Origin of the sequence: Nocardioides mangrovicus (genome assembly GCF_003674065.1) — a bacterium.
Classification (GTDB): domain Bacteria; phylum Actinomycetota; class Actinomycetes; order Propionibacteriales; family Nocardioidaceae; genus Marmoricola; species Marmoricola mangrovicus.
The window spans coordinates 106776-130113 of sequence record NZ_RDBE01000008.1 but is presented as its reverse complement, the minus strand read 5'-3'; the positions used below and the strand labels follow the sequence as shown (position 1 = coordinate 130113).

At 70.8% G+C, this 23338-nt stretch carries 18 protein-coding genes; 12 read left to right on the top strand and 6 right to left on the bottom strand.

Annotated elements, in window-relative coordinates:
- Nucleotides 1–44: 44 nt before the first annotated feature.
- Nucleotides 45–3779, top strand: a complete 3735-nt coding sequence (metH, locus tag D9V37_RS13380; protein WP_121806676.1) for a methionine synthase — start codon at nt 45–47, stop codon at nt 3777–3779.
- A gap of 43 nt (nt 3780–3822) precedes the next feature.
- Here the strand turns inward: metH and D9V37_RS13375 are convergent, their stop codons facing one another.
- Nucleotides 3823–5406 carry a GGDEF domain-containing protein gene (locus D9V37_RS13375; protein WP_121806675.1) on the bottom strand — a complete coding sequence of 528 codons (1584 nt, stop codon included), beginning with the start codon at nt 5404–5406 and terminating at the stop codon, nt 3823–3825.
- Between the two features lie 177 nt (nt 5407–5583).
- Between D9V37_RS13375 and D9V37_RS13370 the strand changes: the two genes are divergently transcribed.
- Entirely contained in the window at nt 5584–6231 is a 648-nt protein-coding gene (locus D9V37_RS13370) for an HAD family hydrolase (RefSeq protein WP_232524915.1), read from the top strand.
- On the opposite strand, the gene D9V37_RS13365 is transcribed toward D9V37_RS13370, so the two are convergent.
- Nucleotides 6154–7032, bottom strand: a complete 879-nt coding sequence (locus D9V37_RS13365) for a RecB family exonuclease (RefSeq protein WP_232524914.1) — start codon at nt 7030–7032, stop codon at nt 6154–6156. The genes D9V37_RS13370 and D9V37_RS13365 overlap by 78 nt on opposite strands.
- 23 nt (nt 7033–7055) lie before the next feature.
- Here D9V37_RS13365 and D9V37_RS13360 point away from each other — a divergent pair, with 23 nt between their 5' ends.
- From D9V37_RS13360 to arc, 3 genes are read left to right on the top strand one after another with little or no spacing between them, the layout of a single operon-like run.
- Nucleotides 7056–8231 carry a site-2 protease family protein gene (locus tag D9V37_RS13360; protein WP_121806672.1) on the top strand — a complete coding sequence of 392 codons (1176 nt, stop codon included), beginning with the start codon at nt 7056–7058 and terminating at the stop codon, nt 8229–8231.
- Nucleotides 8232–8258: 27 nt separating this feature from the next.
- The gene (locus D9V37_RS13355) at nt 8259–9221 is read left to right on the top strand and encodes a tRNA (adenine-N1)-methyltransferase (protein ID WP_232524913.1); all 963 of its coding nucleotides are present in this window, start codon (nt 8259–8261) and stop codon (nt 9219–9221) included.
- Entirely contained in the window at nt 9218–10960 is a 1743-nt protein-coding gene (gene arc, locus D9V37_RS13350; protein WP_121806670.1) for a proteasome ATPase, read from the top strand. The genes D9V37_RS13355 and arc overlap by 4 nt, the downstream gene beginning before the upstream one ends.
- 115 nt (nt 10961–11075) lie before the next feature.
- Here arc and D9V37_RS13345 read toward each other — a convergent pair whose 3' ends face one another.
- Nucleotides 11076–12473: a phospholipase D-like domain-containing protein gene (locus tag D9V37_RS13345; protein ID WP_121806669.1), complete on the bottom strand. Its 1398-nt coding sequence runs from the start codon at nt 12471–12473 to the stop codon at nt 11076–11078.
- Nucleotides 12474–12622: 149 nt separating this feature from the next.
- Nucleotides 12623–13969: a phospholipase D-like domain-containing protein gene (locus D9V37_RS13340; protein ID WP_121806668.1), complete on the bottom strand. Its 1347-nt coding sequence runs from the start codon at nt 13967–13969 to the stop codon at nt 12623–12625.
- Between the two features lie 105 nt (nt 13970–14074).
- Between D9V37_RS13340 and dop the strand changes: the two genes are divergently transcribed.
- From dop to D9V37_RS13315, 5 genes are read left to right on the top strand one after another with little or no spacing between them, the layout of a single operon-like run.
- Nucleotides 14075–15601, top strand: a complete 1527-nt coding sequence (gene dop / locus D9V37_RS13335; protein ID WP_121806667.1) for a depupylase/deamidase Dop — start codon at nt 14075–14077, stop codon at nt 15599–15601.
- Between the two features lie 30 nt (nt 15602–15631).
- The gene (locus tag D9V37_RS13330; RefSeq protein ID WP_121806666.1) at nt 15632–15835 is read left to right on the top strand and encodes a ubiquitin-like protein Pup; all 204 of its coding nucleotides are present in this window, start codon (nt 15632–15634) and stop codon (nt 15833–15835) included.
- Between the two features lie 5 nt (nt 15836–15840).
- Nucleotides 15841–16716: a proteasome subunit beta gene (prcB, locus tag D9V37_RS13325; protein ID WP_121806665.1), complete on the top strand. Its 876-nt coding sequence runs from the start codon at nt 15841–15843 to the stop codon at nt 16714–16716.
- Complete coding sequence (gene prcA / locus D9V37_RS13320) at nt 16713–17642, top strand: proteasome subunit alpha (protein ID WP_121806664.1); 930 nt, start codon at nt 16713–16715, stop codon at nt 17640–17642. Before prcB ends, prcA begins: the two co-directional genes overlap by 4 nt.
- 13 nt (nt 17643–17655) lie before the next feature.
- The gene (locus D9V37_RS13315) at nt 17656–18120 is read left to right on the top strand and encodes a PPOX class F420-dependent oxidoreductase (RefSeq protein WP_121806663.1); all 465 of its coding nucleotides are present in this window, start codon (nt 17656–17658) and stop codon (nt 18118–18120) included.
- Here D9V37_RS13315 and D9V37_RS13310 read toward each other — a convergent pair whose 3' ends face one another.
- A complete protein-coding gene (locus D9V37_RS13310; protein ID WP_121806779.1) occupies nt 18121–19290 on the bottom strand; it encodes an NADH:flavin oxidoreductase/NADH oxidase in 1170 nt (389 codons plus the stop codon).
- A gap of 146 nt (nt 19291–19436) precedes the next feature.
- Between D9V37_RS13310 and D9V37_RS13305 the strand changes: the two genes are divergently transcribed.
- Nucleotides 19437–19925 (top strand): GNAT family N-acetyltransferase, encoded by a 489-nt coding sequence (locus D9V37_RS13305; RefSeq protein ID WP_232524912.1) that lies wholly within the window; start codon nt 19437–19439, stop codon nt 19923–19925.
- A 197-nt stretch (nt 19926–20122) separates the two neighbouring features.
- Entirely contained in the window at nt 20123–21646 is a 1524-nt protein-coding gene (locus D9V37_RS13300; RefSeq protein WP_121806662.1) for an APC family permease, read from the top strand.
- Here D9V37_RS13300 and D9V37_RS13295 read toward each other — a convergent pair whose 3' ends face one another.
- A complete protein-coding gene (locus D9V37_RS13295) occupies nt 21647–23224 on the bottom strand; it encodes a M4 family metallopeptidase (RefSeq protein WP_198412538.1) in 1578 nt (525 codons plus the stop codon).
- Between the last annotated feature and the right edge of the window lie 114 nt (nt 23225–23338).

Sequence of the window (23338 nt, the reverse complement as noted above, 5' to 3'; positions counted from 1 at the left end):
GAGCCTAGGCGGTGGGCACACGCCGGGCTCCGTACCCTGGACCGGTGTCTGAGACGAACCACCGACCCGACTGCACCGAGCAGCTCACGCAGCTGCTGCGCGAGCGGATCCTGGTCATCGACGGCGCCATGGGCACGGCGATCCAGCGCGATCGCCCCGACGAGGCGGGCTACCGCGGCGAGCGGTTCGCCGAGTGGCACCGCGACCTGCAGGGCAACAACGACCTGCTGACGCTGACCCAGCCCGACATCATCCGCGAGATACACCGCGAGTACCTCGAGGCCGGCGCCGACCTGCTGGAGACCAACACCTTCAACGCCACGGCCATCTCGCTGGCCGACTACGGCATGGAGGACCTCAGCTACGAGCTGAACCTGGAGGCCGCCCGGCTGGCTCGCGAGGCCTGCGACGAGGCGACCTCGCAGACGCCCGACCGGCCCCGCTTCGTGGTCGGCGCGCTGGGTCCCACCACCCGGACGGCGTCGATCTCACCCGACGTCAACGACCCCGGCGCCCGCAACATCGTGTGGGACCAGCTGGTCGAGGCCTACACGACGGCGGCGCGGGGGCTGCTCGACGGGGGCTCGGACCTCCTGGTCATCGAGACGATCTTCGACACCCTCAACGCCAAGGCCGCGATCTTCGCGGTCGAGACGCTCTTCGAGGACCTCGGGCGCCGCTGGCCGTTGATCGTCTCCGGCACCATCACCGACGCCTCGGGTCGCACCCTGTCGGGCCAGACCACGGAGGCCTTCTGGAACTCCGTGCGCCACGCCCGGCCGTTGCTGGTGGGCCTCAACTGCGCCCTGGGCGCCAAGGAGATGCGGCCGTTCCTGGCCGAGCTCTCCCGCGTGGCCGAGACGTTCGTGTCCTGCTACCCCAACGCGGGCCTGCCCAACGCCTTCGGGGAGTACGACGAGGCCGCGCACGAGACCGCCGAGATCATCGCGGAGTTCGCCGGCGCCGGCTTCGTCAACGTCGTCGGCGGCTGCTGCGGCACCACGCCCGAGCACATCGCCGCGATCGCCGACGCCGTCGCCGGCCAGACCCCGCGCACCGCGCCCGAGCGGGAGCCGGCGATGCGCCTGTCGGGGCTCGAGCCGTTGAATATCACCGCCGACTCGCTGTTCGTCAACGTCGGCGAGCGCACCAACATCACCGGCTCGGCCAAGTTCCGCAACCTGATCAAGGACGGCGACTACGACACCGCGCTCTCGGTGGCCGCCCAGCAGGTCGAGAACGGCGCGCAGGTGATCGACGTCAACATGGACGAGGGGATGATCGACGGCGTCGCCGCCATGGACCGGTTCCTCAAGCTGGTGGCGGCCGAGCCCGACATCAGCCGGGTGCCGACGATGGTCGACTCCTCCAAGTGGGAGGTGATCGAGGCCGGGCTCAAGTGCGTGCAGGGCAAGGCGATCGTCAACTCGATCTCCATGAAAGAGGGCGTGGAGCCCTTCAAGGAGCACGCCCGGCTGGTGCGCAAGTACGGCGCGGCCGCGGTGGTGATGGCCTTCGACGAGGACGGCCAGGCCGACAACCTCGAGCGACGCCGGCAGATCTGCGAGCGCGCCTACCGGATCCTCGTCGACGAGGTCGGCTTCGACCCCCACGACATCATCTTCGACCCGAACGTCTTCGCGGTCGCCACGGGCATCGAGGAGCACGCCAACTATGGCGTCGACTTCATCGAGGCCACCCGCTGGATCAAGCAGAACCTGCCCGGCGCCCGCGTCTCGGGCGGCATCTCCAACGTCTCGTTCTCCTTCCGCGGCAACAACCCGGTGCGCGAGGCCATCCACGCCGTCTTCTTGTTCCACGCCATCGAGGCGGGACTGGACATGGGCATCGTCAACGCCGGCGCACTCGCGGTGTACGACCAGATCGACCCCGAGCTGCGTGAGCGGATCGAGGACGTCGTGCTCAACCGGGTGCCCGCCGACGGTGGCGACCCCACCGAGCGGCTGCTCGAGATCGCCGAACGCCACCGCGGCACCGGAGAGCAGAGCGAGGCCGAAGCGCAGGAGTGGCGCAGCCTCCCCGCGGCCGAGCGGATCAGCCACGCGCTGGTGAAGGGCATCGACGCCCACATCGAGGCCGACACCGAGGAGATGCGGCAGGAGGTGGCCGACGCCGGCGGCCGGCCGCTGGAGGTCATCGAGGGCCCGCTGATGGACGGCATGAACGTCGTCGGCGACCTGTTCGGCGCCGGCAAGATGTTCCTGCCGCAGGTGGTGAAGTCCGCGCGCGTGATGAAGAAGGCGGTCGCCTACCTGATCCCGTTCATCGAGGCCGAGCAGGAGCCCGGCGAGCAGCGCCGCTCCAACGGCACGATCGTGATGGCCACGGTGAAGGGCGACGTGCACGACATCGGCAAGAACATCGTCGGCGTGGTGCTGCAGTGCAACAACTTCGACGTCATCGACCTCGGCGTGATGGTGCCCGCGCAGCAGATCCTCGACAAGGCCAAGGAGGTCGACGCCGACATCATCGGCCTGTCCGGCCTCATCACGCCGTCGCTGGACGAGATGGTCAACGTCGCCAAGGAGATGGAGCGGCAGGGCTTCCAGGTGCCGCTGCTGGTCGGCGGCGCCACCACCAGCCGCGCGCACACCGCGGTGAAGGTGAGCCCGGCGTACACGCAGCCGGTGATCTGGGTGAAGGACGCCTCCCGCTCGGTGCCGGTGGCGGCGTCGCTGCTCTCGCCCACGCGACGCGAGAAGCTCCTGGCCGACACCGAGTCCGACTACACGGCGCTGCGCGAGCGCCACGCTCAGAAGGGCAACCGCAAGCTGGTGCCGCTGAAGACGGCGCGTGCCGACGCGACGCCGCTCGACTGGGACGTCTACACCCCGCCCGCTCCGGCGGTGCCGGGCAGCACCGTGATCGAGGACCAGCACCTGGCCGAGCTGCGCGAATACATCGACTGGCAGCCGTTCTTCAACGCCTGGGAGATGAAGGGCCGCTTCCCCGACATCTTGCACAACCCGGCCAGCGGCGAGGCGGCCAAGCGTCTCTACGACGACGCCCAGGCGATGCTCGACCGGATCGTCGCCGAGCGCTGGCTCACCGCGCGCGGGGTGGTGGGGTTCTTCCCGGCCAACGCCGTCGGCGACGACGTGGAGCTCTACACCGACGAATCCCGCTCCCAGGTGCGCACCGTCCTGCACCACCTGCGTCAGCAGGGCGAGCATCGTGACGGGGTGCCGCACCGCGCGCTGAGCGACTTCGTGGCGCCGCGGGGGAGCGGGCTGGCCGACCACGTTGGCGGGTTCGCCGTCACCGCCGGGCTGGGCAGCTCCGAGCGCGCGGCGGCCTTCAAGGAGGAGCTCGACGACTACTCCGCGATCTTGCTGGAGTCGCTGGCCGACCGGCTGGCCGAGGCCTTTGCCGAGCAGCTCCACGAGCGCGTGCGCCGCGAGCTGTGGGGTTACGCGCCGGCTGAGGACCTCGACAACGAGGGTCTGCTCAAGGAGCGCTACGTCGGCATCCGCCCGGCGCCCGGCTACCCGGCCTGCCCCGAGCACACCGAGAAGCAGACGCTGTGGGAGCTGCTCGACGTCGAGCAGACCACCGGCATCACGCTGACCGAGTCGATGGCGATGTGGCCCGGCGCCTCGGTGAGCGGCTGGTACTTCTCCCACCCGCAGTCGCAGTACTTCGTCGTCGGCCGCCTCGGCCGCGACCAGGTGGCCGACTACGCCCGGCGCAAGGGCTGGGACGTCGTGACAGCCGAGCGCTGGCTCTCGGCCAACCTGGGCTACCAGCCCGACGACTAAGCCCGACCAACGGCCCGCATCGTCTCCCCGCCCACCGGCAGCCTCAGCCCGCGACCTCGACCGCCCCCGGGTGCGGCCCGACGACACGGTTGCGCCCGGAGTCCTTGGCGTCGTAGAGGCGCTGGTCGGCGCGGTGGAGCAGGGCGGAGGGGTCGAGCTCGTCGTCGGGGGCCGAGGCGCAGCCGATGCTGACGGTGACCGGGACGGACCCGGTCAGGTCGCGCCAGGCGGCGTCGGCCACGGTGCGGCGCAGCTGCTCGAGGTGCTCGGTGGCCGCGCCGGGGTCGATGCCGGGCAGGATCACGAGGAACTCCTCGCCGCCGAGCCGAGCGGCGACGCCGCCGGGCACGCACGAGCTGCTCTCCTCGATCATCGTCGCGATCCGGCGCAGCACCTCGTCGCCCACGGCGTGGGAGCAGGTGTCGTTGACGCGCTTGAAGTGGTCGAGGTCCAAGAGCCCGATCGAGAGCGTCGCGCCCCCCTCGGCCACCTCCAGCAGCAGCCGCGGCAGGTTGGTGTCGACGAAGCGGCGGTTGTGCAGCCCGGTGAGGGCGTCGCGCTCGGCCATCTCGCGGAACATCTGGCTGTCACGGCGGGCCTCCTCGGCCTCGAAGATCGCCCGCAGCGAGGCGGCCCGGGAGACCCGCTGCTCGTTCTCGAGCACCTTGCGCCGCTCGTGGTAGCTGCGCAGCGAGTGGTAGGCGTTCTCGTAGTCGCCGGTGGCCGCGAGCAGCTCGACGTGCTCGTAGTCGGCCTCCAGGGCGACCACGGAGTTCAGCTCGCGGGCGCGGGTGCGGCACAGGTCCAGGCTGGCCCGGGCGTCGTCGAGGCGGCCGCGGAGCCGCTGGACGCGCGCGAGGCGCCACAGGCAGCCCACCAGGCCGTCGTAGTCGGAGAAGGAGGTGTCGGCACCCAGGCCGTCGACGACGGGGGCGAGCATCAGCTCGGCCTCGGCCAGCCGGCCCACGAGCTCGTAGGCCGCGGCGGCCGTGTCGAGCTCCTCATAGCCCGGGCGTCCGCCCTGGGCGGCGATGACGGCGAGCATGCGGTCCGCGGCGGCTGCGGCCTGCGGTCCACGCTCGGCGAGCACCTCGCAGTAGGCGATGTCGTTGAGGGCCATACGGCGCACGATCCGGGCGTCGGCGGTCTCGGTGAGTCGGCAGGCGTCCTCGAACTGGGCCCGCGCCTCGTCGAAGGAGCCGAGGAACGACAGCGCCTGCCCCAGCGCTCGCAGGTGGTCCGCGCGCAGGCTGGGCCGCCAGTCGCGGTTGAGCCCGTGGACGGCGGCGACGGCGTGCTCCAGGCACAGCGCGGTGTCGCCGAGCTTGCCGAAGACCGCGGAGAGCAGCCGGTTGCTGCGGGCGATCAGGTAGTCGTGGCGGCGGGCCTCGGCCCAGGCTTGCACCTCGCGCACCAGCTGGGCGGCCTCCTCGATCCGGCCGCGTCGGGTGGTGGCGTCGGCGAGCACGAGCCGCAACCGCTGCAGCAAGACGATGTCACCGGCGGCCTCGGCGCGGGGGATCAGCCGGTGGCAGTCCTCGAGGGTGCGCTCGACGTGATGACGGCCGCGGTCCTCCAGCTCCTCGATCGAACGATCGGGAAGCGTGACCACCCCTTCCGGCATCATCGCGCCTGCTCCTTCCGGGGTCCGCCGAACCGACAGACCAGTGGACCGAGATTACGAGCGCAGTTGCGACAAATGTCACTGAATGTTCGTTTCCTCAGCGCTGGTCTGGTCCACCGGGCCGGATCCGCCGACACCCCGACCCCGAGTGAGCCACGTCTCCTCGCTAGCGTGATCCTCGTGTGGCCCGATGCCGTCCTGCTGGACATGGACGGCACCCTGGTCGAGACCGAGCCGTACTGGGTGGCCGCCGAGGAGGCCCTGGTCGCCGAGCACGGCGGCACCTGGAGCTCCGAGCACGCCTTGAACCTCGTGGGCAACAACCTCCTCGACTCCGGTCGCTACATCCGTGAGCACGCCGGGGTGGACCTCGAGCCCAGCGAGATCGTCGCCGAGCTGCTCGACCGCGTCGGCGTGCTGATGGCCGACGACGTGCCGTGGCGCCCCGGTGCACTCGACCTCCTCGCCGCCCTGGGCCAGGCCGGCATCCCCACCGCGCTGGTGACGATGTCCTACGCCCGGTTCGTGCGCCCGGTGCTGGCCCAGCTCCCGCAGGACACCTTCGCCACCGTGGTCACCGGCGACTCGGTCAGTCAGGGCAAGCCGCACCCCGAGCCCTACCTGGCCGCCGCCCGCGCGCTGCGCGTCGACCCGACTCGGTGCCTGGCCGTCGAGGACTCCAACACCGGCGCCCGCTCGGCCGAGGCGGCCGGCTGCACCGTGCTGGTGGTGCCCAACCACGTGCCGGTACTACCCGCGCCGCAGCGGATCTTCCGCGACAGCCTGGTCGGGCTCGACGTCGCCGACCTGGCCGGACTGCGGGCCTGACTGCTCGGTGCCCGGGCCGGGGTACGGCGGCGGGGTGCCTCCGAACGCCGGGCACAGCGGCTGGTAGTCGCACCAGCGGCACAGCGGTCCCGGGTTCGGCTCGAAGTCGCCGGTCTCGCGGGCCAGCGCGATGGCCTCCCAGATGCGCATCAGCAGCCGTCGGGTCGCCTGCAGCTCGCTCCGGTCGGGCCGGTACTCCAGCACCTCCCCGTTGCCGAGGTAGAGCAGCCGCAGCCGCGCCGGCTCCTGCTCCCGGGTGAGCCAGAGCAGCAGGGCGTAGAACCGCAGCTGGAACATCGCACCGCCCTCGCGCTCGGGCGGGGGAGCCGAGCCGGTCTTGTAGTCGACCACCGTGACGGTGCCGTCGGCGGCCTCGTCGATGCGGTCGACGACGCCGCGCAGCAGCAGCCCGTCGTCCAGGACGGCCTCCACCAGCTCCTCGCGCATCAAGGGCTCGAACCCGCGTGGGTCCTCCAGGGTGAACCAGCGGCGCACCACCTCCCCGCAGGAGGCCAGCCACTGCGCGTCGGGCCGGCCGTCGTCGAAGAGCGTCGCCACGACCGGCTCGACCTCGACCATCTCCGTCCAGGCCGCCGGCAGCATCGCCACGGCGACCGCAGGCGTGCGCTCGGAGGCCGGGAGGTCGAAGAGCCGCTCGAGCACCCGGTGGACGAGGGTGCCCCGTGCAGCGGCCGCGGAGGGCGTCTCGGGCAGCCGGTCCACGGTGCGGAACCGGTACGCGAGGGCGCAGGAGCGAAAGTCGGCGGCGCGGCTCGGCGACAGCGAGCCCCGGACCTCCACCTGCCTCACGCTAGCGTGAGGGGGTGACCGGGCCGGCCGACCAGCGCGACCCGCTTCCGGCGGGCACCGTCCGGCTGGGACAGATCGCCGGCATCGACGTCGTGGTGCAGGCCTCGTGGCTGCTGGTCGCGCTCCTCATCGCCGTCGGCATGGCGCCGCGGATCTCCTCCGTCGCGCCGGGGCTGGGCTGGCTGACCTACGTGGCCGGGCTGGCCTTCGCGGTGCTGCTGTACCTCTCGGTGCTGCTGCACGAGGCCTCCCACGCGATCGCGGCCCGTCACTACGGGCTCACTGTGCGCTCGATCAGCATCCACTTCCTCGGCGGCGCCACCCAGCTGGAGTCCGAGGCGCCGTCGGCCCGCGCCGAGCTGGTGATCGCCGTCGTCGGGCCGCTAACGTCGCTGGCCGTCGGCGGCGTCTCGCTGGGGCTGGCCTTCGTGACACCGGACGGGCTGGTCGGCCTGGCCGTCGACGCGCTGGCCACCACCAACCTGGTCGTCGGGGTGCTGAACCTGGTCCCCGGTCTGCCGCTCGACGGCGGCCGCGTGCTGCGCGCCGTGCTGTGGGGCCTGGGCACCGGCCCCGACCGCGCCACCGTCGTGGCCGCCTGGGGCGGGCGCGTGGCGGCGGTGCTGGTGGTGGCGTGGCCGGTCTTCGTGGTCATCGTGCTGCAGCGTCCGCCCGACGTGGTCGACATGGTCGTCGCGGTGATGATCGGCGTGTTCCTGTGGGGCGGGGCCACCGCCTCCCTCGTCCACGCCCGGATGCGTCGCCGGCTGCCCGGCCTCGCGGCGCGGCCCCTGGCCCGCCGGCTGCTGGAGGTGCCCGAGGACCTGCCGGTCTCCGAGGCCGTGCGCCGTGCGCAGGACGCCCGCGCCGGCGGCATCGCCACCATCGCCACCACCGGCGGCGTGGTGGGGCTGGTCGACGAGCGGGCGCTGCAGGCGATGCCCGTGGAGCGGCGCCCCTGGGTGCCGACCTCGAGCCTGGCCCGCGCCGTCGAACCCGGCATGCGGATCTCCGCCGACCTGGTCGGGGAGGACCTGATCCGCGCGATCACCGAGCACCCCGCCTCGGAGTACCTGCTGCTCGACCCCGACGGCGAGGTCTTCGGGGTGCTCTCGGTCGCCGACGTGGAGCGGGCGTTCGCCGCCGTCCGACAGGGCCGCCCGGCGCCCGAGGAGGAGACGGGTCGTTAGTCTCACCGGGTGTCCGAAGCCTCGCCCGTGCCATCCCTCTCCGGAGTCCGCAGCGGTCCGCTGAGCGAAGGGGAGTGGGTCCGGCTGCTCGACAGCAAGGGCCGCAAGCACAACCTGCGGCTCGCCGCCGAGCAGCAGTTCTTCACCAACAAGGGCGCCATCGCCCACGACGACCTCATCGGTCGCGAGGAGGGCTTCACCGTCACCTCCACCGGGGGCGCGGAGTACCTGGTGTTCCGGCCGCTGCTGGCCGAGTTCGTGGTCTCGATGCCGCGCGGGGCCGCGGTCGTCTACCCCAAGGACGCCGCCCAGATCGTCGCGATGGCCGACGTCTTCCCCGGGGCGGTCGTGGTCGAGGCCGGTGTCGGTTCCGGCGCGCTGACCTGCTCGCTGCTGCGCGCGGTCGGCGCGGAGGGCAGGGTGATCTCCTTCGAGCGACGCGAGGAGTTCGCTGCGGTCGCCCGCCGCAACGTCGAGCAGTTCTTCTCCGGCGAGCATCCCGCGTGGCAGCTGCACGTCGGCGACCTCGCCGAGACGATGCCCGGCCTCGTCGGCGACCACAGTGTCGACCGGATCGTGCTCGACATGCTGGCGCCTTGGGAGTGCGTCGACGTCGCTGCCTCCGCCCTGCGCGCCGGCGGCCTGGTCTGCGCCTATGTGGCCACCACCACCCAGCTGGGCCGGGTGGTCGAGACGCTGCGCGCCCACGGCGAGTTCACCGAGCCGCAGCCCTGGGAGACCCTGGTGCGCGACTGGCACGTCGAGGGTCTCGCGGTGCGGCCCAGCCACCGGATGAACGGACACACCGGCTTCCTGGTCACCGCCCGGCGCATGGCGCCCGGCCAGCGGGCCCCGATGCGCAAGCGACGCCCCGCCCCCGGCGCGTACGGCGAGGACTACGACGGTCCGCTGCCGGCGGCGGGTAGGCTCGAAACGTCAGGCACGGGCACGCGCCCAAGCCCACGCAGCGGCGGGAGTGGTCAGACATGAGCGAGGCATCCGAGACCGAACACCTGCGCGAGCAGGTCCGCTACCTGGAATCCGAGGTGGGCGACCTCCGGCGCCGCCTTGTCGACGCCCCCGGCTCGCACCGCGGCCTCGAGCAGCGGCTGGTGGAGACCCAGCGCTCCCTGGCCGCCGTGACGTCGCAGAACGAGCGGCTGGCCCAGACCCTGCGCGAGGCTCGTGACCAGATCACGACGCTGAAGGAGGAGGTCGACCGGCTGGCGCAGCCGCCCACCGGCTTCGGCACCTTCTTGTCCCGCAACGACGACGACTCCGTCGACGTGTTCACCGGCGGCCGCAAGCTGCGCGTCAACGTCAGCCCCAGCGTCGACCTCGACACCTTGACCAAGGGTCAGGAGGTCATGCTCAACGAGGCCCTCAACGTGGTCGCCGCCTGCGCCTTCGAGGAGGTCGGCGAGGTGGTGATGTTCAAGGAGCTGCTCGCCGACGGCGAGCGCGCCCTGGTCATCGCCAACGCCGACGAGGAGCGCGTCGTGCGCCTGGCCGAGCCGCTGCGCGAGATCGCGCTGCGCGCCGGCGACTCGCTGCTGCTCGACGCCCGCGCCGGGTACGTCTACGAGCGGGTGCCGAAGTCGGAGGTCGAGGAGCTGGTGCTCGAGGAGGTCCCCGACATCGCCTACGACTCCATCGGCGGCCTGTTCAACCAGATCGAGCAGATCCGCGACGCCGTGGAGCTTCCCTACCTCTATCCCGACCTGTTCAAGGAGCACGAGCTCAAGCCGCCCAAGGGCGTGCTGCTCTACGGCCCGCCCGGCTGCGGCAAGACGCTCATCGCCAAGGCCGTGGCCAACAGCCTGGCCAAGAAGGTCGCGGCCAAGACCGGCTCGGAGGGGAAGTCCTACTTCCTCAACATCAAGGGCCCGGAGCTGCTGAACAAGTACGTCGGCGAGACCGAGCGGCACATCCGGCTGGTCTTCCAGCGGGCCCGGGAGAAGGCCAGCGAGGGCACCCCGGTCATCGTGTTCTTCGACGAGATGGACTCGCTGTTCCGCACCCGCGGCTCCGGGGTCTCCTCCGATGTGGAGAACACGATCGTGCCGCAGCTGCTCAGCGAGATCGACGGCGTCGAGCTGCTGGAGAACGTGCTGGTCATCGGCGCCTCGAATCGCGAGGACATGATCGACCCCGCGATCCTGCGCCCCGGCCGGCTCGACGTGAAGATCAAGATCGAGCGCCCCGACGCGGAGTCCGCGCGCGACATCTTCAGCAAGTACCTCACGCCCACGCTGCCGCTGCACACCGACGACGTCGCCGAGTTCGGCGGCGACAAGGGCTCCGCGGTGGCCGGCATGATCCAGGCCACCGTCGAACGGATGTACACCGAGTCCGACGAGAACCGGTTCTTGGAGGTCACCTACGCCAACGGCGACAAGGAGGTCTTGTACTTCAAGGACTTCAACTCCGGGGCGATGATCCAGAACATCGTCGACCGGGCCAAGAAGATGGCCATCAAGGATTACCTCGACGCCCAGCTCGACGACGCGCAGAAGGGCCTGCGGGTGCAGCACCTGCTGCAGGCCTGCGTCGATGAGTTCAAGGAGAACGAGGACCTGCCCAACACCACCAACCCCGACGACTGGGCGCGGATCTCGGGCAAGAAGGGCGAGCGGATCGTGTTCATCCGCACGCTGATCACCGGCAAGCAGGGCACCGAGCCCGGCCGCTCGATCGACAACGTGAGCAACACCGGCCAGTACCTCTAGCCGGTACTTCGAGCCGGTACCCGAGAGCCGGCGTCGGCTGCGGGCCCGACTGAGACGACGATCCCCCGACCACCACGCGGTGGTTGGGGGATCGTCGTCTGAAGGGCCGGGCGGCTCAGTCCTCGCCGAGCAGGACCCCGTCGTCGCCGTGGAACAGCTCGCTGACGCGGCCGGTCACGGTGATCGTGTGGTGCGACTGCGGCAGGTGCGTCTGCGGACCTCGCCAGATCTTGTTGAAGTTCTTCACGAAGTCGGCGTACATCGAGCCCGGGTAGGGGTAGGGGTCGTTCGCGATCGGGTCGATCGAGGACCACACCTGGGTCATGTCGTCGGAGTAGAAGCCGAGCGTCGACCAGTTGGTGGTGCCCACCCAGGTGATGGTCTGCGGCTGACCGTCGTAGATGCCGCTGACGGTCATGTACTTGGAGTGGTTGTAGGTCAGCGGCCGGCCGGTGGTCTTGCTCCAGCTGCCGGTCTCCCGCGTCGGGATCGCGCCCCGGCCGGAGTGGTTGCGCAAGATGGCGCGCGCGGTGGGGCCGAGGACGGCGGTCTCGAGCTTGATGTTGCAGCCCTGGTTCCACAGCGCCCGGACGTCCTTGGCCAGCCAGTTGCCGCGGGCCCCGTACCAGGCGTACTGGCCGATGCGGATGACCGTGCGGCCGCCCGAGCCGTAGGGCGACGAGACACCGGTGCACTGGATCTTCTTCATGGCCACGGCCAGCGGGTCGTCGCCGGCCTGCGTGCCGGGGCGGGGGAAGAACCAGGTCTCCGGGGTGACGCCCTGCGTCGGGCCGTAGACCCGGTACGGGTGCGGCTGCGGCTTGTCGATCTTCATCTCGTTGAACATGGTGTTGTAGTAGGCCCACGTCGTGGGGTTGCCGCTGTAGGTGATCAGGTGGTTCCACTGACCCTGAGCGGCGAGGGTCGTCAGGTTCGGCGAGCCGACCATCGTGACCAGGTTCTTGCTGCCCGCGCTGGAGAACAAAAACATCTTGTAGTGCACGTTGCCGCCCTTGCCGCGACAGGACTTGCGGCAGTACTTGGCGAAGCTGACCCGGTCGTCGGCGACGCCCTTGCGGTGGATCCGCTGGCCGAGGGTGTGCATGAGCCGGATGAACGACGGCGATGAGCCGTGGTACTCGGTGCCGTGCACGTTGTGGCTGTTCACGACGACCTGGACGCTCACCCCGCGCCGCTTGGCGGCGATGAGGGCGTCGACGGTGGTGTTGTCGTTGACCGAGTAGGCCGCGATGCGGATCTGGCCGCCCGGGGGCACCGACTTGATGGTCTTCAGGACGTGGGTGCGGATGCGGTAGCGGTTCTTCTTGCCCGAGAATGGGTAGTTGAAGATCGCGCCGTTGGGTGGCGAGTAGTGGCCGGTCTTGTTGTGCTTCGGCTTGGCACTGGTGGCCGCCTGGGCCGACGACACGCCGGCACCGGTCAGGCCGGTCACGACGAGCAGGAGAGCGATGAGCCCCCCGGTACCGATGAGGCCACGCTTGTTCTTCGTCATGTGATCCGTTCAGACCCCGGAATACCTCGCCTTCCCGGGACGGGGATCCCCCGGCAGGCGCCGCTACATGTTAGTGGCGGGTCACTTGAGAAGCGTCAGGAAACGCGGACTCGTTACAAAACACACCCCGGAGAGGGGGGCGCGGGCCATCAGCTCGCCTCCAGGTTCTGGTAGCGCCCGGTGCCGACCCGGCCCTCGATGTTCGCCGGCACGCGGCTGGTGGGCGAGGGCACCCGGGCGTGCGGGCCGCGCCAGACCCGGTAGAAGTCGTTCGCGAAGGCCCGGTAGGTGGCCCAGTTGCGCCACACCTGGGTGAAGTCGTCGGAGTAGAACCCCAGGTTGGAGAAGTTGGTCGTGCCGGCCCAGGTGATGGACGCCCCGTTGCTGTCGCCCACCGCACCGTTGACGGTCACGTACTTGGCGTGGTCGTAGGTCAAGATCGTGCCGTCCTTGGCGTACGTGCCCACCTGGCGCATCGGGATCCGGCCCCGTCCGCTCGGGCTGTACAGGATCTTCTTGGCCTTGTTGCCCATGATCGAGTACTCGATGGCGATGTCGCAGCCGGCGTTCCACAGCGACCGGACCTTCTTGGCCAGCCAGGTGCCGCGCGTGTCGTACCAGGTGTAGGCCCCGATGCGGATGAAGGTGCGCCCGTTGCGGCCGTAGCCCTGGGTCAGTCCGGTGCAGCGGATCTGGTCCAGGCCGCGCACCAGCGGGTCGGTGGCGGCGGTGGTGCCGGGCTTGGGGAAGAACCAGGTCTCGGGGTTGATCGAGGTGAGGTCCTGGTACTGGTTCGACCCCTGGCTGCGGTCGAGCTTCATCTGCTCGAACATGTTGAGGTAGGCGTCGTAGCGCGCCTGGTCGCCGCTGGCGGTGGTGAGGTGGTTCCACTGGCCCCGGGCGGCGAAGGTGGTGAGGTTGGGCGAGCCCATCATCGTGATCCACTGCTTGTTGGTGCCGTGGCGCCCGCCCGCGCTGGAGAACAGGAACATCTTGTAGTGCACGTTGCCGCCCTTGCCGCGGCAGGACTTGTCGCACACCTTCGCGAAGCTGACGCGCTCGTCGCTCCAGCCGCGGCGGTGGACGTTGTGGCCGAGCTTCTTGCGCAGCATGCGGAAGGACTTCGACGGCGCGAACTTCTTGTTGCCGGTCAGGGTGTGCTTGTTGGCGATCACCTGGACGGCGACGCCGCGTCGCTTGGCCCGGATCAAGGCGTTGACCAGGGTCTGGTCGTTGACCGAGAAGGCGGCGATGTGGATGGACCCGCCGGTCGGGGTCGCGTTGACGGTGCGCAGCACGTGGTTGCGGATCTTGTTGCGCTGCTTCGAGCTCGAGTACGGGTAGTTGAACTTGGTCCCGTCCGGCGGCGTGTAGTACCCCCGGACCACACGGGTCGCGGTGGGCGCCGCCGTCCCGGCCGAGCCTTCGGCGGCGACGAGGCCGCCGGCCATCAGGCAGAGCGCCAGGGCGCGCAGGAACCAGCTCTTGTGAAGCACGTGTGGAGACCTTCCCCCGTCAGAAGTGGGCGGCAGCAACCTAACCGAGTAACCCCATATCGGCCTGTTCGGGTCTCGTAAATCCGCTCCCCGTAGGCTCGCCGGGTGAGCGTCCGACGGGTGATGGGAACCGAGACCGAGTTCGGCATCTCGGTCCAGGGCCAGCCGCTCGCGAACCCGATGGTGGCCAGCTCCCGCGTCGTCAACGCCTACGCCAGCTCCTCGGTGCGCGCCCGGCGGGCGCGGTGGGACTTCGAGGAGGAGTCGCCGCTGCGCGACGCCCGCGGCTTCGACATGTCGCGCCAGGTCGCCGACGCCAGCCAGCTCACCGACGAGGACCTGGGTCTGGCCAACGTCATCCTCACCAACGGCGCGCGGCTCTACGTCGACCACGCGCACCCGGAGTACTCCACGCCGGAGTGCACCACCCCGCGCGACATCGTGCTGTGGGACAAGGCGGGGGAGCAGGTGGCACTCGACGCCTGCCGGTTCGCCGCGGCCAACGGCCAGGCCACGGGCGAGCCCGAGATCGTGCTCTACAAGAACAACACCGACAACAAGGGCGCCTCCTACGGCAGCCACGAGAACTACCTGATGCGCCGGGCGACGCCGTTCGCCGACATCGTCAAGAACCTCACCCCGTTCTTCGTCAGCCGCCAGGTCGTGTGCGGGGCGGGCCGGGTCGGCCTGGGGCAGGACGGGCGCGGCGTCGGGTTCCAGATCAGCCAGCGCGCGGACTTCTTCGAGGTCGAGGTCGGCCTGGAGACGACCCTGAAGCGGCCGATCATCAACACCCGCGACGAGCCGCACGCCGACCCGGGCAAGTACCGCCGGCTGCACGTCATCATCGGCGACGCCAACCTGGCCGAGACCTCGACCTACCTCAAGGTCGGCACCACCTCCTTGGTGCTGGCCATGATCGAGGACCGCTTCCTCGAGGCCGAGCTGGCCGTGCGGCGTCCGGTGCAGACGCTGCACGAGGTCTCCCACGACCCCGGGCTGAGCCACCTGCTCGAGCTCCACGACGGTCGCCGGCTCACCGCCGTGCAGCTGCAGTGGGAGTACCTGCACCGCGCCCAGGCGTACGTCGACCAGACGCTGGGCGGCGACGTCGACCGGCAGACGCGCGACGTGCTCGAACGGTGGGAGTCGGTGCTGACCCGGCTCGAGCGCGACCCGATGGAGTGCGCCGACGAGCTGGACTGGGTGGCCAAGCTGCGGCTGCTCGAGCAGTACCGCGACCGCGACGGCCTCGAGTGGGACGACGCCAAGCTGGCGATGATCGACCTGCAGTACTCCGACCTGCGTCCACAGAAGGGGCTCTACCACCGGCTGGTGGCGCTGGGCCGGATGAAGCGGCTGCTCGAGGACGCCGAGGTCGAGCAGGCCATGCACGAGCCGCCGAGCGACACCCGCGCCTACTTCCGCGGCCGCTGCCTGGACAAGTACGCCGACGCGGTGGCCGCGGCCTCGTGGGACTCGGTGATCTTCGACCTGCCTGGGCACGAGTCGTTGCAGCGGGTGCCCACGGTCGACCCGCTGCGGGGCAGCCGGGCCCACGTCGGCGCCCTCATCGACTCCTGCGACGACGCGGTGAGCCTGTTCGCAGCCTTGACCAGAAGTACTGCCTGAACCGTCCGGGCCGACGGCTAGGCTCGGAGCATGGCCCAGGAGCAGAAGCAGCCGCGCAAGTCCTCCGAGGAGGAGGAGCCGGTCGACGGCGCCCCCGCACCCGAGGCGTCGGTGAGCGAGCGCAAGGAGAAGCTCGACGACGACATCGACGACATCCTCGGCGAGATCGACGACGTGCTCGAGACCAACGCCGAGGACTTCGTGAAGTCGTTCATCCAGAAGGGCGGCCAGTAGTCCTCGTGACCTCCTCCGACCCCCGGCTGGGGCCGGCGTTCCTGCGGCCCGGCACGTCCTCCTTCGCCGAGTTCATCGCCGAGCAGTCGCCCGAGCTGCTGCCCTCGCGCCGCGCGCTGCCGCCCGGTCCCCCCGGCGGTGCCGCCGAGCTGGCGCCGCACGGGACGACGATCGTGGCGGCCACGTTCGGCGCCAACGGGTCCGGCGGCGTCGTCATGGCCGGCGACCGGCGGGCCACGGCGGGCAACGTGATCGCCCAGCGCGACATCGAGAAGGTGTTCCCCGCCGACGAGCTCTCCGCCGTCGGCATCGCGGGCACGGCCGGCATCGCCATCGAGATGGTCCGGCTGTTCCAGACCGAGCTCGAGCACTACGAGAAGATCGAGGGCACCACGCTCTCGGTCGACGGCAAGGCCAACCGGCTCTCGGCGCTGATCCGCGGCAACCTGGGCCTGGCCATGCAGGGCCTGGCCGTCATCCCGCTCTTCGCCGGCTACGACGAGCTGGCCGGCCAGGGCCGCATCTTCAGCTACGACGCCACCGGCGGCCGCTACGAGGAGCGCGCGTTCCACTCGGTCGGCTCCGGCTCGGTGTTCGCCCGCGGCTCGCTGAAGAAGCTGTACCGCGAGGACCTCAGCGCCGAGGAGTGCGTCATGGCCATCGTGCAGGCGCTCTACGACGCCGCCGACGACGACTCGGCCACCGGCGGACCCGACCTGACGCGCCGCATCTTCCCGGTCGTCCACGTCATCACCGCCGCGGGCCAGCAGCGGCTCAGCGAGGACCAGGTGGCCGCCGTGGCCGACCGCGTCGTCGCCGGCCGGATGATCCGCCCCGACGGCCCGGCCGCCGCGCTCGAGACGGGGGGTCCGAACGCATGAGCATGCCCTTCTACGTCTCGCCCGAGCAGCTGATGAAGGACCGGGCCGACTTCGCCCGCAAGGGCATCGGCCGCGGTCGCGCCCTGGCGGTCGTGCAGTACGCCGACGGCGTGCTGTTCGTCTCGGAGAACCCCTCGCAGGCGCTGCACAAGATCTCCGAGCTCTACGACCGGATCGCCTTCGCCGCGGTCGGCCGCTACAACGAGTTCGAGAACCTGCGCATCGCCGGCGTCCGGCTGGCCGACATGCGCGGCTACGCTTACGACCGTCGCGACGTCACCGGGCGCGGGCTGGCCAACGCCTACGCCCAGACCCTCGGCACGATCTTCTCCAGCGGCGGCGAGAAGCCGTACGAGGTGGAGATCTTCGTCGCCGAGATCGGCGACACCTCGGCCGGCGACCAGATCTTCCGGCTCACCTACGACGGGCAGGTGGCCGACGAGCACGGCTTCGCCGCGATGGGCGGCGCCACCGAGCCGGTGACGACGTACCTGCGCGAGCACTGGAGCGAGGGGCTGTCCCTGGCCGAGGCCGTAACGCTCGCCGTCGGGGCCCTGGGCCACGGGGGCAGCTCGGAGGGCGAGGCCAAGGTGCGCCGGATCCCGGTGGCCGACCTCGAGGTGGCCGTGCTCGACCGCGACCGGCCCCAGCAGCGCAAGTTCCGCCGGCTCGGCGACGCCGCGCTGGGCGAGATCCTCGGCCCGGACCCGGACCCGGACCCGACGCCGGCCGCGGCTCCGGCCTCCGACCCGGGCTCACCGGCGGCCGAGACAGCGGCAGCGCCGCAGGCTCCCGCCTCGCCCGCGGTCGCTTCGCCCACCACCACGGCTCCGACCCCGCCGCCGAGCGACCCACTGGGCGGCCCGATCGGCGAGGACCGGCCACCGGTCGCCCCGCCGGTCGACCCCGACGACCCCCTGGCGTGAGGAGGAGGCACTGATGCCGCGCAGCTACGCCACCACCGACCGGGTCGAGCGCGAGGAGCTGCTCGCGTTCGTCCGCCCGCGCCACCGCGTCACCCTCATCACGCGGCGCCGCGACGGCCGACCGCAGGTCTCCCCGGTCAGCGCCGGAGTCGACGAGACGGGCCGGATCGTCATCGCCACCTACCCACAGCGGGCCAAGGTGGCCAACCTGCGCCGTGACCCCGAGGTCACGGCGCTGGTCCACTCCGAGGACTGGAACGGGCCCTACGTCCAGGTCGACGGCACGGCCGAGGTGCTCGACCTACCGGAGTCGCTGGAGCCGCTGGTGGAGTACTTCCGCAGCATCTCCGGCGAGCATCCGGACTGGGAGGAGTACCGCCAGGCGATGCGAGACCAGGGAAAGTCCCTGATCCGCATCACCGTCGACCGGTGGGGCCCGATCGCCACCGGTGGGTTCCCGCGCGAGCTCGACGACTGATCAGGCGCTCTGCTCGAGCTCGGCCACCTCGGTGATCCCGGGCCACCCGATGCTCGGGTCGTGGCCGCGGAAGTTCTGCAGCCACCAGCCCCAGTCCTCGGGGACGAGCTCGAAGGGGTCCTCGTGACCCAGCTCGCGCGCGGCCCAGACCGGCCAGTGCGGGTTCGCCAGCGCCGGACGTCCCAGCAGCACCAGGTCGATCTTCTCCTCGCGGATCGCGCGGTCGGCGTTCTGGGGCACCCCGAGGTTCCAGCTGACGGTGGTCGGGATGCCCACCTCGGCCCGCATGCGGGCACCGCGCTCGACCCAGGCCGAGGGGGTGGGGAAGAAGGGCTCGCGCATGTCGTCGGTGTTGCCGCCCATGGACAGGTCGATCATGTCCAGGCCGTGCTCCTTGAGCCAGCCGACCGTCTCGAACGACTCCTCGAACTGGGCCCCGTCGGGGTGGAAGTCGTCGCAGCCCAGGCGCGCGGTGAGCGGCAGGTGCTCGGGCCACACCTCGCGGACGGCGTCGAGGGCCTCGATGAGGAAACGTGCCCGGTTCTCCAGGCTGCCGCCGTACTGGTCCTCGCGCTTGTTGGCCAGCGGGGAGTAGAAGCTGGCGGCGAGGTAGCCGTGGGCGAAGTGCATCTCCAACCAGCGGTAGCCCGCGTCGAGGGCGCGCCTGGCCGCCTCGGCGTACTGACGATGGATGGCCTTGATCTCCGCCACGCTCAGCGGGTGCACGGGGTAGACGCGCTTGCCGAAGCCGTAGGGCACGTCGGAGGGACCGACGACCTGCCAGCCCTCGGGGTGCTCCGGCGGGATCTGGACGCCCAGGTCGCCGCCCACCCAGGGCTTGAGCTCGCTGCCGTTGCGGCCGGTGTGGCCCAGCTGGATCGCCGCCACGGAGCCCATGGCGTCGATCATCGACGTCACCCGCGCATGGCCCTCGACCTGCTGGTCGTCCCAGATGCCCGCGCAGTGCGGGGTGGTACGGCCCTCCGGGGCGATGGCGACCTGCTCGGGGAAGATCAGGCCGAAGCCGCCGGCGGCCCGCGCCCCGAGGTACATCAGGTGGAAGTCGTCCAGCCTCCCCTCGGTCGAGCGGTACATCGTCATGGGCGACATCGCGATGCGGTTGCGCAACGTGACGTCCTTGAGCGTGTAGGGGCTGAAGAGGTGCGGCACGGTGACCCTCTCGACGGTGGCGGGCGGTGGCGGATGGTCCACTCCATCCGGGCACGGGATCGTCGGCGAGTCGCGGCGGTGAATCGCCCGTAACGAGGTCCTCACGGCCGCACAACGGGCTGGCGCTGGTGGGTTAGCGTGCGCGGGTGCTGCCGGCCCCCACCTCCCGGCTGCGCTTCCGGGAGATGGCCGAGGCCGACGCCGACGCACTCGGCGAGGTGCTCGAGGTGGGCTCGCCCGCGAGCCGGTACGCCGGCCGCGACCCGCACCGGTGGGTGGCGTGGACCCGGGGCCTCTACGCCGAGCACGGCTTCGGGCTGTGGGTCGTCGAGACCCACGACGGCACGCTGGTCGGCGACTGCGGGCTGACCCGGCAGGAGGTGCAGGGGGAGTGGCTGACCGAGATCGGCTGGCACGTGCACCCCGAGCTACGCGGTCGCGGCTACGCCACCGAGGCCGCGACGTCGGTCCTGACCTGCGCTCGCGACGCCGGCATCGACCACCTCGTGGCGATCATCGCGCCGGACAACCACGCCTCGCAGGCGGTGGCCCGCAGGCTCGGCTTCACCGTCGACCGCGAGGTGAGGTGGCACGGCAGCCCGGCACTGGTGTTCGGCGGCACGCTCGTCGGGTGAGACGCCTGCTGGTCGCAGGCGTGGCCGCGTATCGCTCAGAACGGACACGCGAGGGGGAAACCGCCCCGCCGGTGCCCCCGTTTGTCCGGCTTCGGAGGCCGGTTTCCCCGCCTGGGCGGGGAAACCGCCCCGCCGGCCCCGCCGTCCCCGCCGTCGCGCCGCGCCCTCCGCGGCACCCGATGCCCTAGGGTGCCGCGATGAGCTTCCTCGGGAATTTGGTCCGCACCAAGGACATCGACACCGTCATCCACCAAAACGACGACGTCGAAGAGGGAAGCTCGCTCAGCAAGCGGCTCTCCGCGCGCGACCTGATGGGTTTCGGCATCGGGATCGTCATCGGCACCGGCATCTTCACCCTGACCGGCGTCGAGGCGAAGAACCACGCCGGGCCGGCGATCGTGGTCTCGTTCCTCATCGCCGGCGTGATCAGCATGCTGGCGGCGCTGTGCTACGCCGAGCTGGCCTCCGCGGTCCCGACGGCCGGCAGCTCCTACACCTACGCCTACGCCACGATCGGCGAGATCTTCGCCTGGATCATCGCCTGGGACCTGATCTTGGAGTTCGCGCTGGGCGCGGCGGTGGTCGCGCGCGGCTGGTCGGGGTACCTGCAGGACTCGCTCGGCCTGCCGACCAGCATCTTCGGCGAGAGCTCGGTGGTGAACCTGGGCGCGGTCTTCATCTCGCTGGTGCTCGGCGTCGTCGCGGCGGTCGGCATCCGGGAGTCGAAGTGGGTGACCAACGCGCTGGTCGCGATCAAGGTCACTGTCTGCCTCTTCGTCATCGTCGCGGGCCTCTTCTTCCTCAAGGCCAGCAACCTCACGCCGTTCTTCCCGCCGTCGCGTCCCGACCCGGAGAACAAGAGCGGCCTCGCCCAGCCGCTGTGGCAGTGGATCTCCGGCGCCGACCCGTCGGCCTACGGCATCGCCGGCGTGCTGGTGGCCGCCGCCGTCGTGTTCTTCGCCTACTCCGGGTTCGAGGCGGTGGCGAACCTGGGCGAGGAGACCGAGAACCCCGGACGCGACATGCCGCGCGGCCTCATCGGCACCCTGGTGATCTGCACGGTGCTGTACCTGGGCGTCTGCTTCGTGCTCACCGGCATGGTGAACTTCAAGAGCCTCTCCGAGGGCGCCCCGATCTCCGATGCCTTCCACCAGGTCGGCCTGGGCTGGGCCGGCTTCCTCATCGGCCTGGCCGCGATCTGCGGGCTGAGCTCGGTGATCCTGGTCGACATCGTGGCCATGGGCCGCATCGGCTTCGCACTGTGCCGCGACGGCCTGCTGCCGCCGGCCATCGGCAAGGTGCACGAGAAGTACCAAACGCCGTTCCGCATCACCATCGGCACCACGATCGTGGTCGCGGTCATCGCCGCGTTCGTGCCGCTGGCGACGCTGGCCGAGATGGTCAGCATCGGCACGCTGTTCGCGTTCGTGGTGGTCGCGGTCGCCGTCGCCGTGCTGCGCAAGACGAAGCCGCGCATGGACCGCCCGTTCCGTACCCCGCAGGTGCCGCTGCTGCCGATCCTCTCGGCCGTGCTGTGCGTGGGCCTGATGGCCAGCCTGGCCACCGAGACCTGGCTGCGGTTCCTGGTCTGGCTGGTGATCGGCTTGGTCGTCTACGGCTTCTACGGCCGCAAGCACTCGGTGCTGAACCGGGGCAGCAGGGGTCGCATCGAGCCCACCAAGGGCTCCGACCCCCGCCACCCCGGCCAGGTGGTCGACTAGCTAGCTGCAGCTGGTCGACGGCGTCACGTCCACGCCGCTCCACGCGGACACCGTGGCCTCGCACTCGGTCGAGCCGGCACCGTAGAGGTCCTTCGCCGCCTGCACCTGGCCGTCGGCGGCCTCGGGGTAGGTGGTCGTGGAGGTCCAGTACGTCGTCAGCGCGCGGTACCAGATCGCGGCGGCGGCGTCGCGGCCGATGCCGGTCAGCGAGGTGCCGTCGCAGGTCTCTCCGTCGTGCGCCTTCCCGCCGATGGTCTTCGCACCGGTGCCCTCGGCCAGCAGGTAGAACAGGTGGTTGCCCACGCCCGAGGAGTAGTGCGGGTCGAGGTCGCCGGTGCTGGAGTCGTAGCAGTTCACCGAGCCGCCGTCGGCCGACGGGTCGTCCATGCGGCGCAGCCAGGTGCCGTCCTTAGCGATGGTCTCACCGATCAGGTAGTCACCGGGGTCGTTGGCGTCGTTCGCGCTGAACTCGACCATCGTCCCGAACACGTCGGAGGTCGATTCGTTCAGCCCGCCGGCGTCGCCGGAGTAGTCGAGGCCGGCGGAGTTGGCCGTGACGCCGTGGGTCATCTCGTGGCCCGCGACGTCGAGCGCCACGAGTGGCTTGAACGTCGAGCCGCCGTCGCCGTAGGTCATGCAGAAGCAGGAGTCGTCCCAGAAGGCGTTCTCGTAGCTGTTGCCGTAGTGCACCCGGGAGTACGCGGCCTGGCCGTCGTCGGCGATGCCGTTGCGGCCGAAGGTGTCGAGGTAGTAGTCCCAGGTCTTCGCCGCGCCGTAGGCCGCGTCGACCGCTGCGCTCTGCCGGTCCGAGGTGGTGCCGTCGCCCCAGGTGTTGTCGGCGTCGGTGAACAGCGTGCCCTTGGCGTCGCTCTCGGAGTTGTTGGCGTCGTAGGTGGCGTGGCCGCCGCGGTCGCCGTCGACCAGGTTCCATCCGTCGCCACCGGCCGTCGTGGTGAGCGAGACCGAGCCGAGGTAGAGCGAGTTGCCGGTGCCGGTGTCGGTCTTGACCAGGTGGTCGACGCCGAGCCGCTTGCCGGAGCGCGCGTCGGTGTAGACGGCGTCGTTGATCGGCGTGCCGTCCTTCGCGGTGCCGGTGACCTTGCTGGCCCAGGCCAGACGCGGGCGGTGGTGCGCGGCGTAGATGACCTTGCGGTCACCAGTGCCCGCCACCTGCGCGGCCTTCAGCCTCGGCGTCAGCTTCGCGACCTTGATCGCGCGCGACGCCGCCCAGCTGACCCGCTTCGGCGCGCCGGCCTTGGACTCGTGCACGACGAGGTCGCCGCCGACCACGGGCAGCCCGTGGAAGGTGCGGTCGTAGTGCACGTGGCGTGCGCCGTCGACGTCCTGCGCGACGTCCTTCGCGACCAGCCGCTGGCCGGAGCCCAGCTTGAGCTGCCGGGCCACCCGCTTGGCCGAGCGTCGTGCCTCCTTCATCGCCGTGCGCTCCTGCGACGGGCCGAAGCTGCGGTCGGCGCTGTGCGCCGACAGGCCGTGGTCGGAGCGGGCGCGGTCTGATGCACCCGATGCCTGGGCCGGGGTGCCGGCCAGCCCCAGAGAGCCGAGTACCAGCGCACCCATCGCGCCGGCACATGTCCCGAGATGTGCTCGTCTCAACGTGCTGCCTTCCTTGTCGTGACGCCCGGGATCGCCGGGCATTCCGCCCAGCCAAGCGACTCTCGAACAAGAATCGAC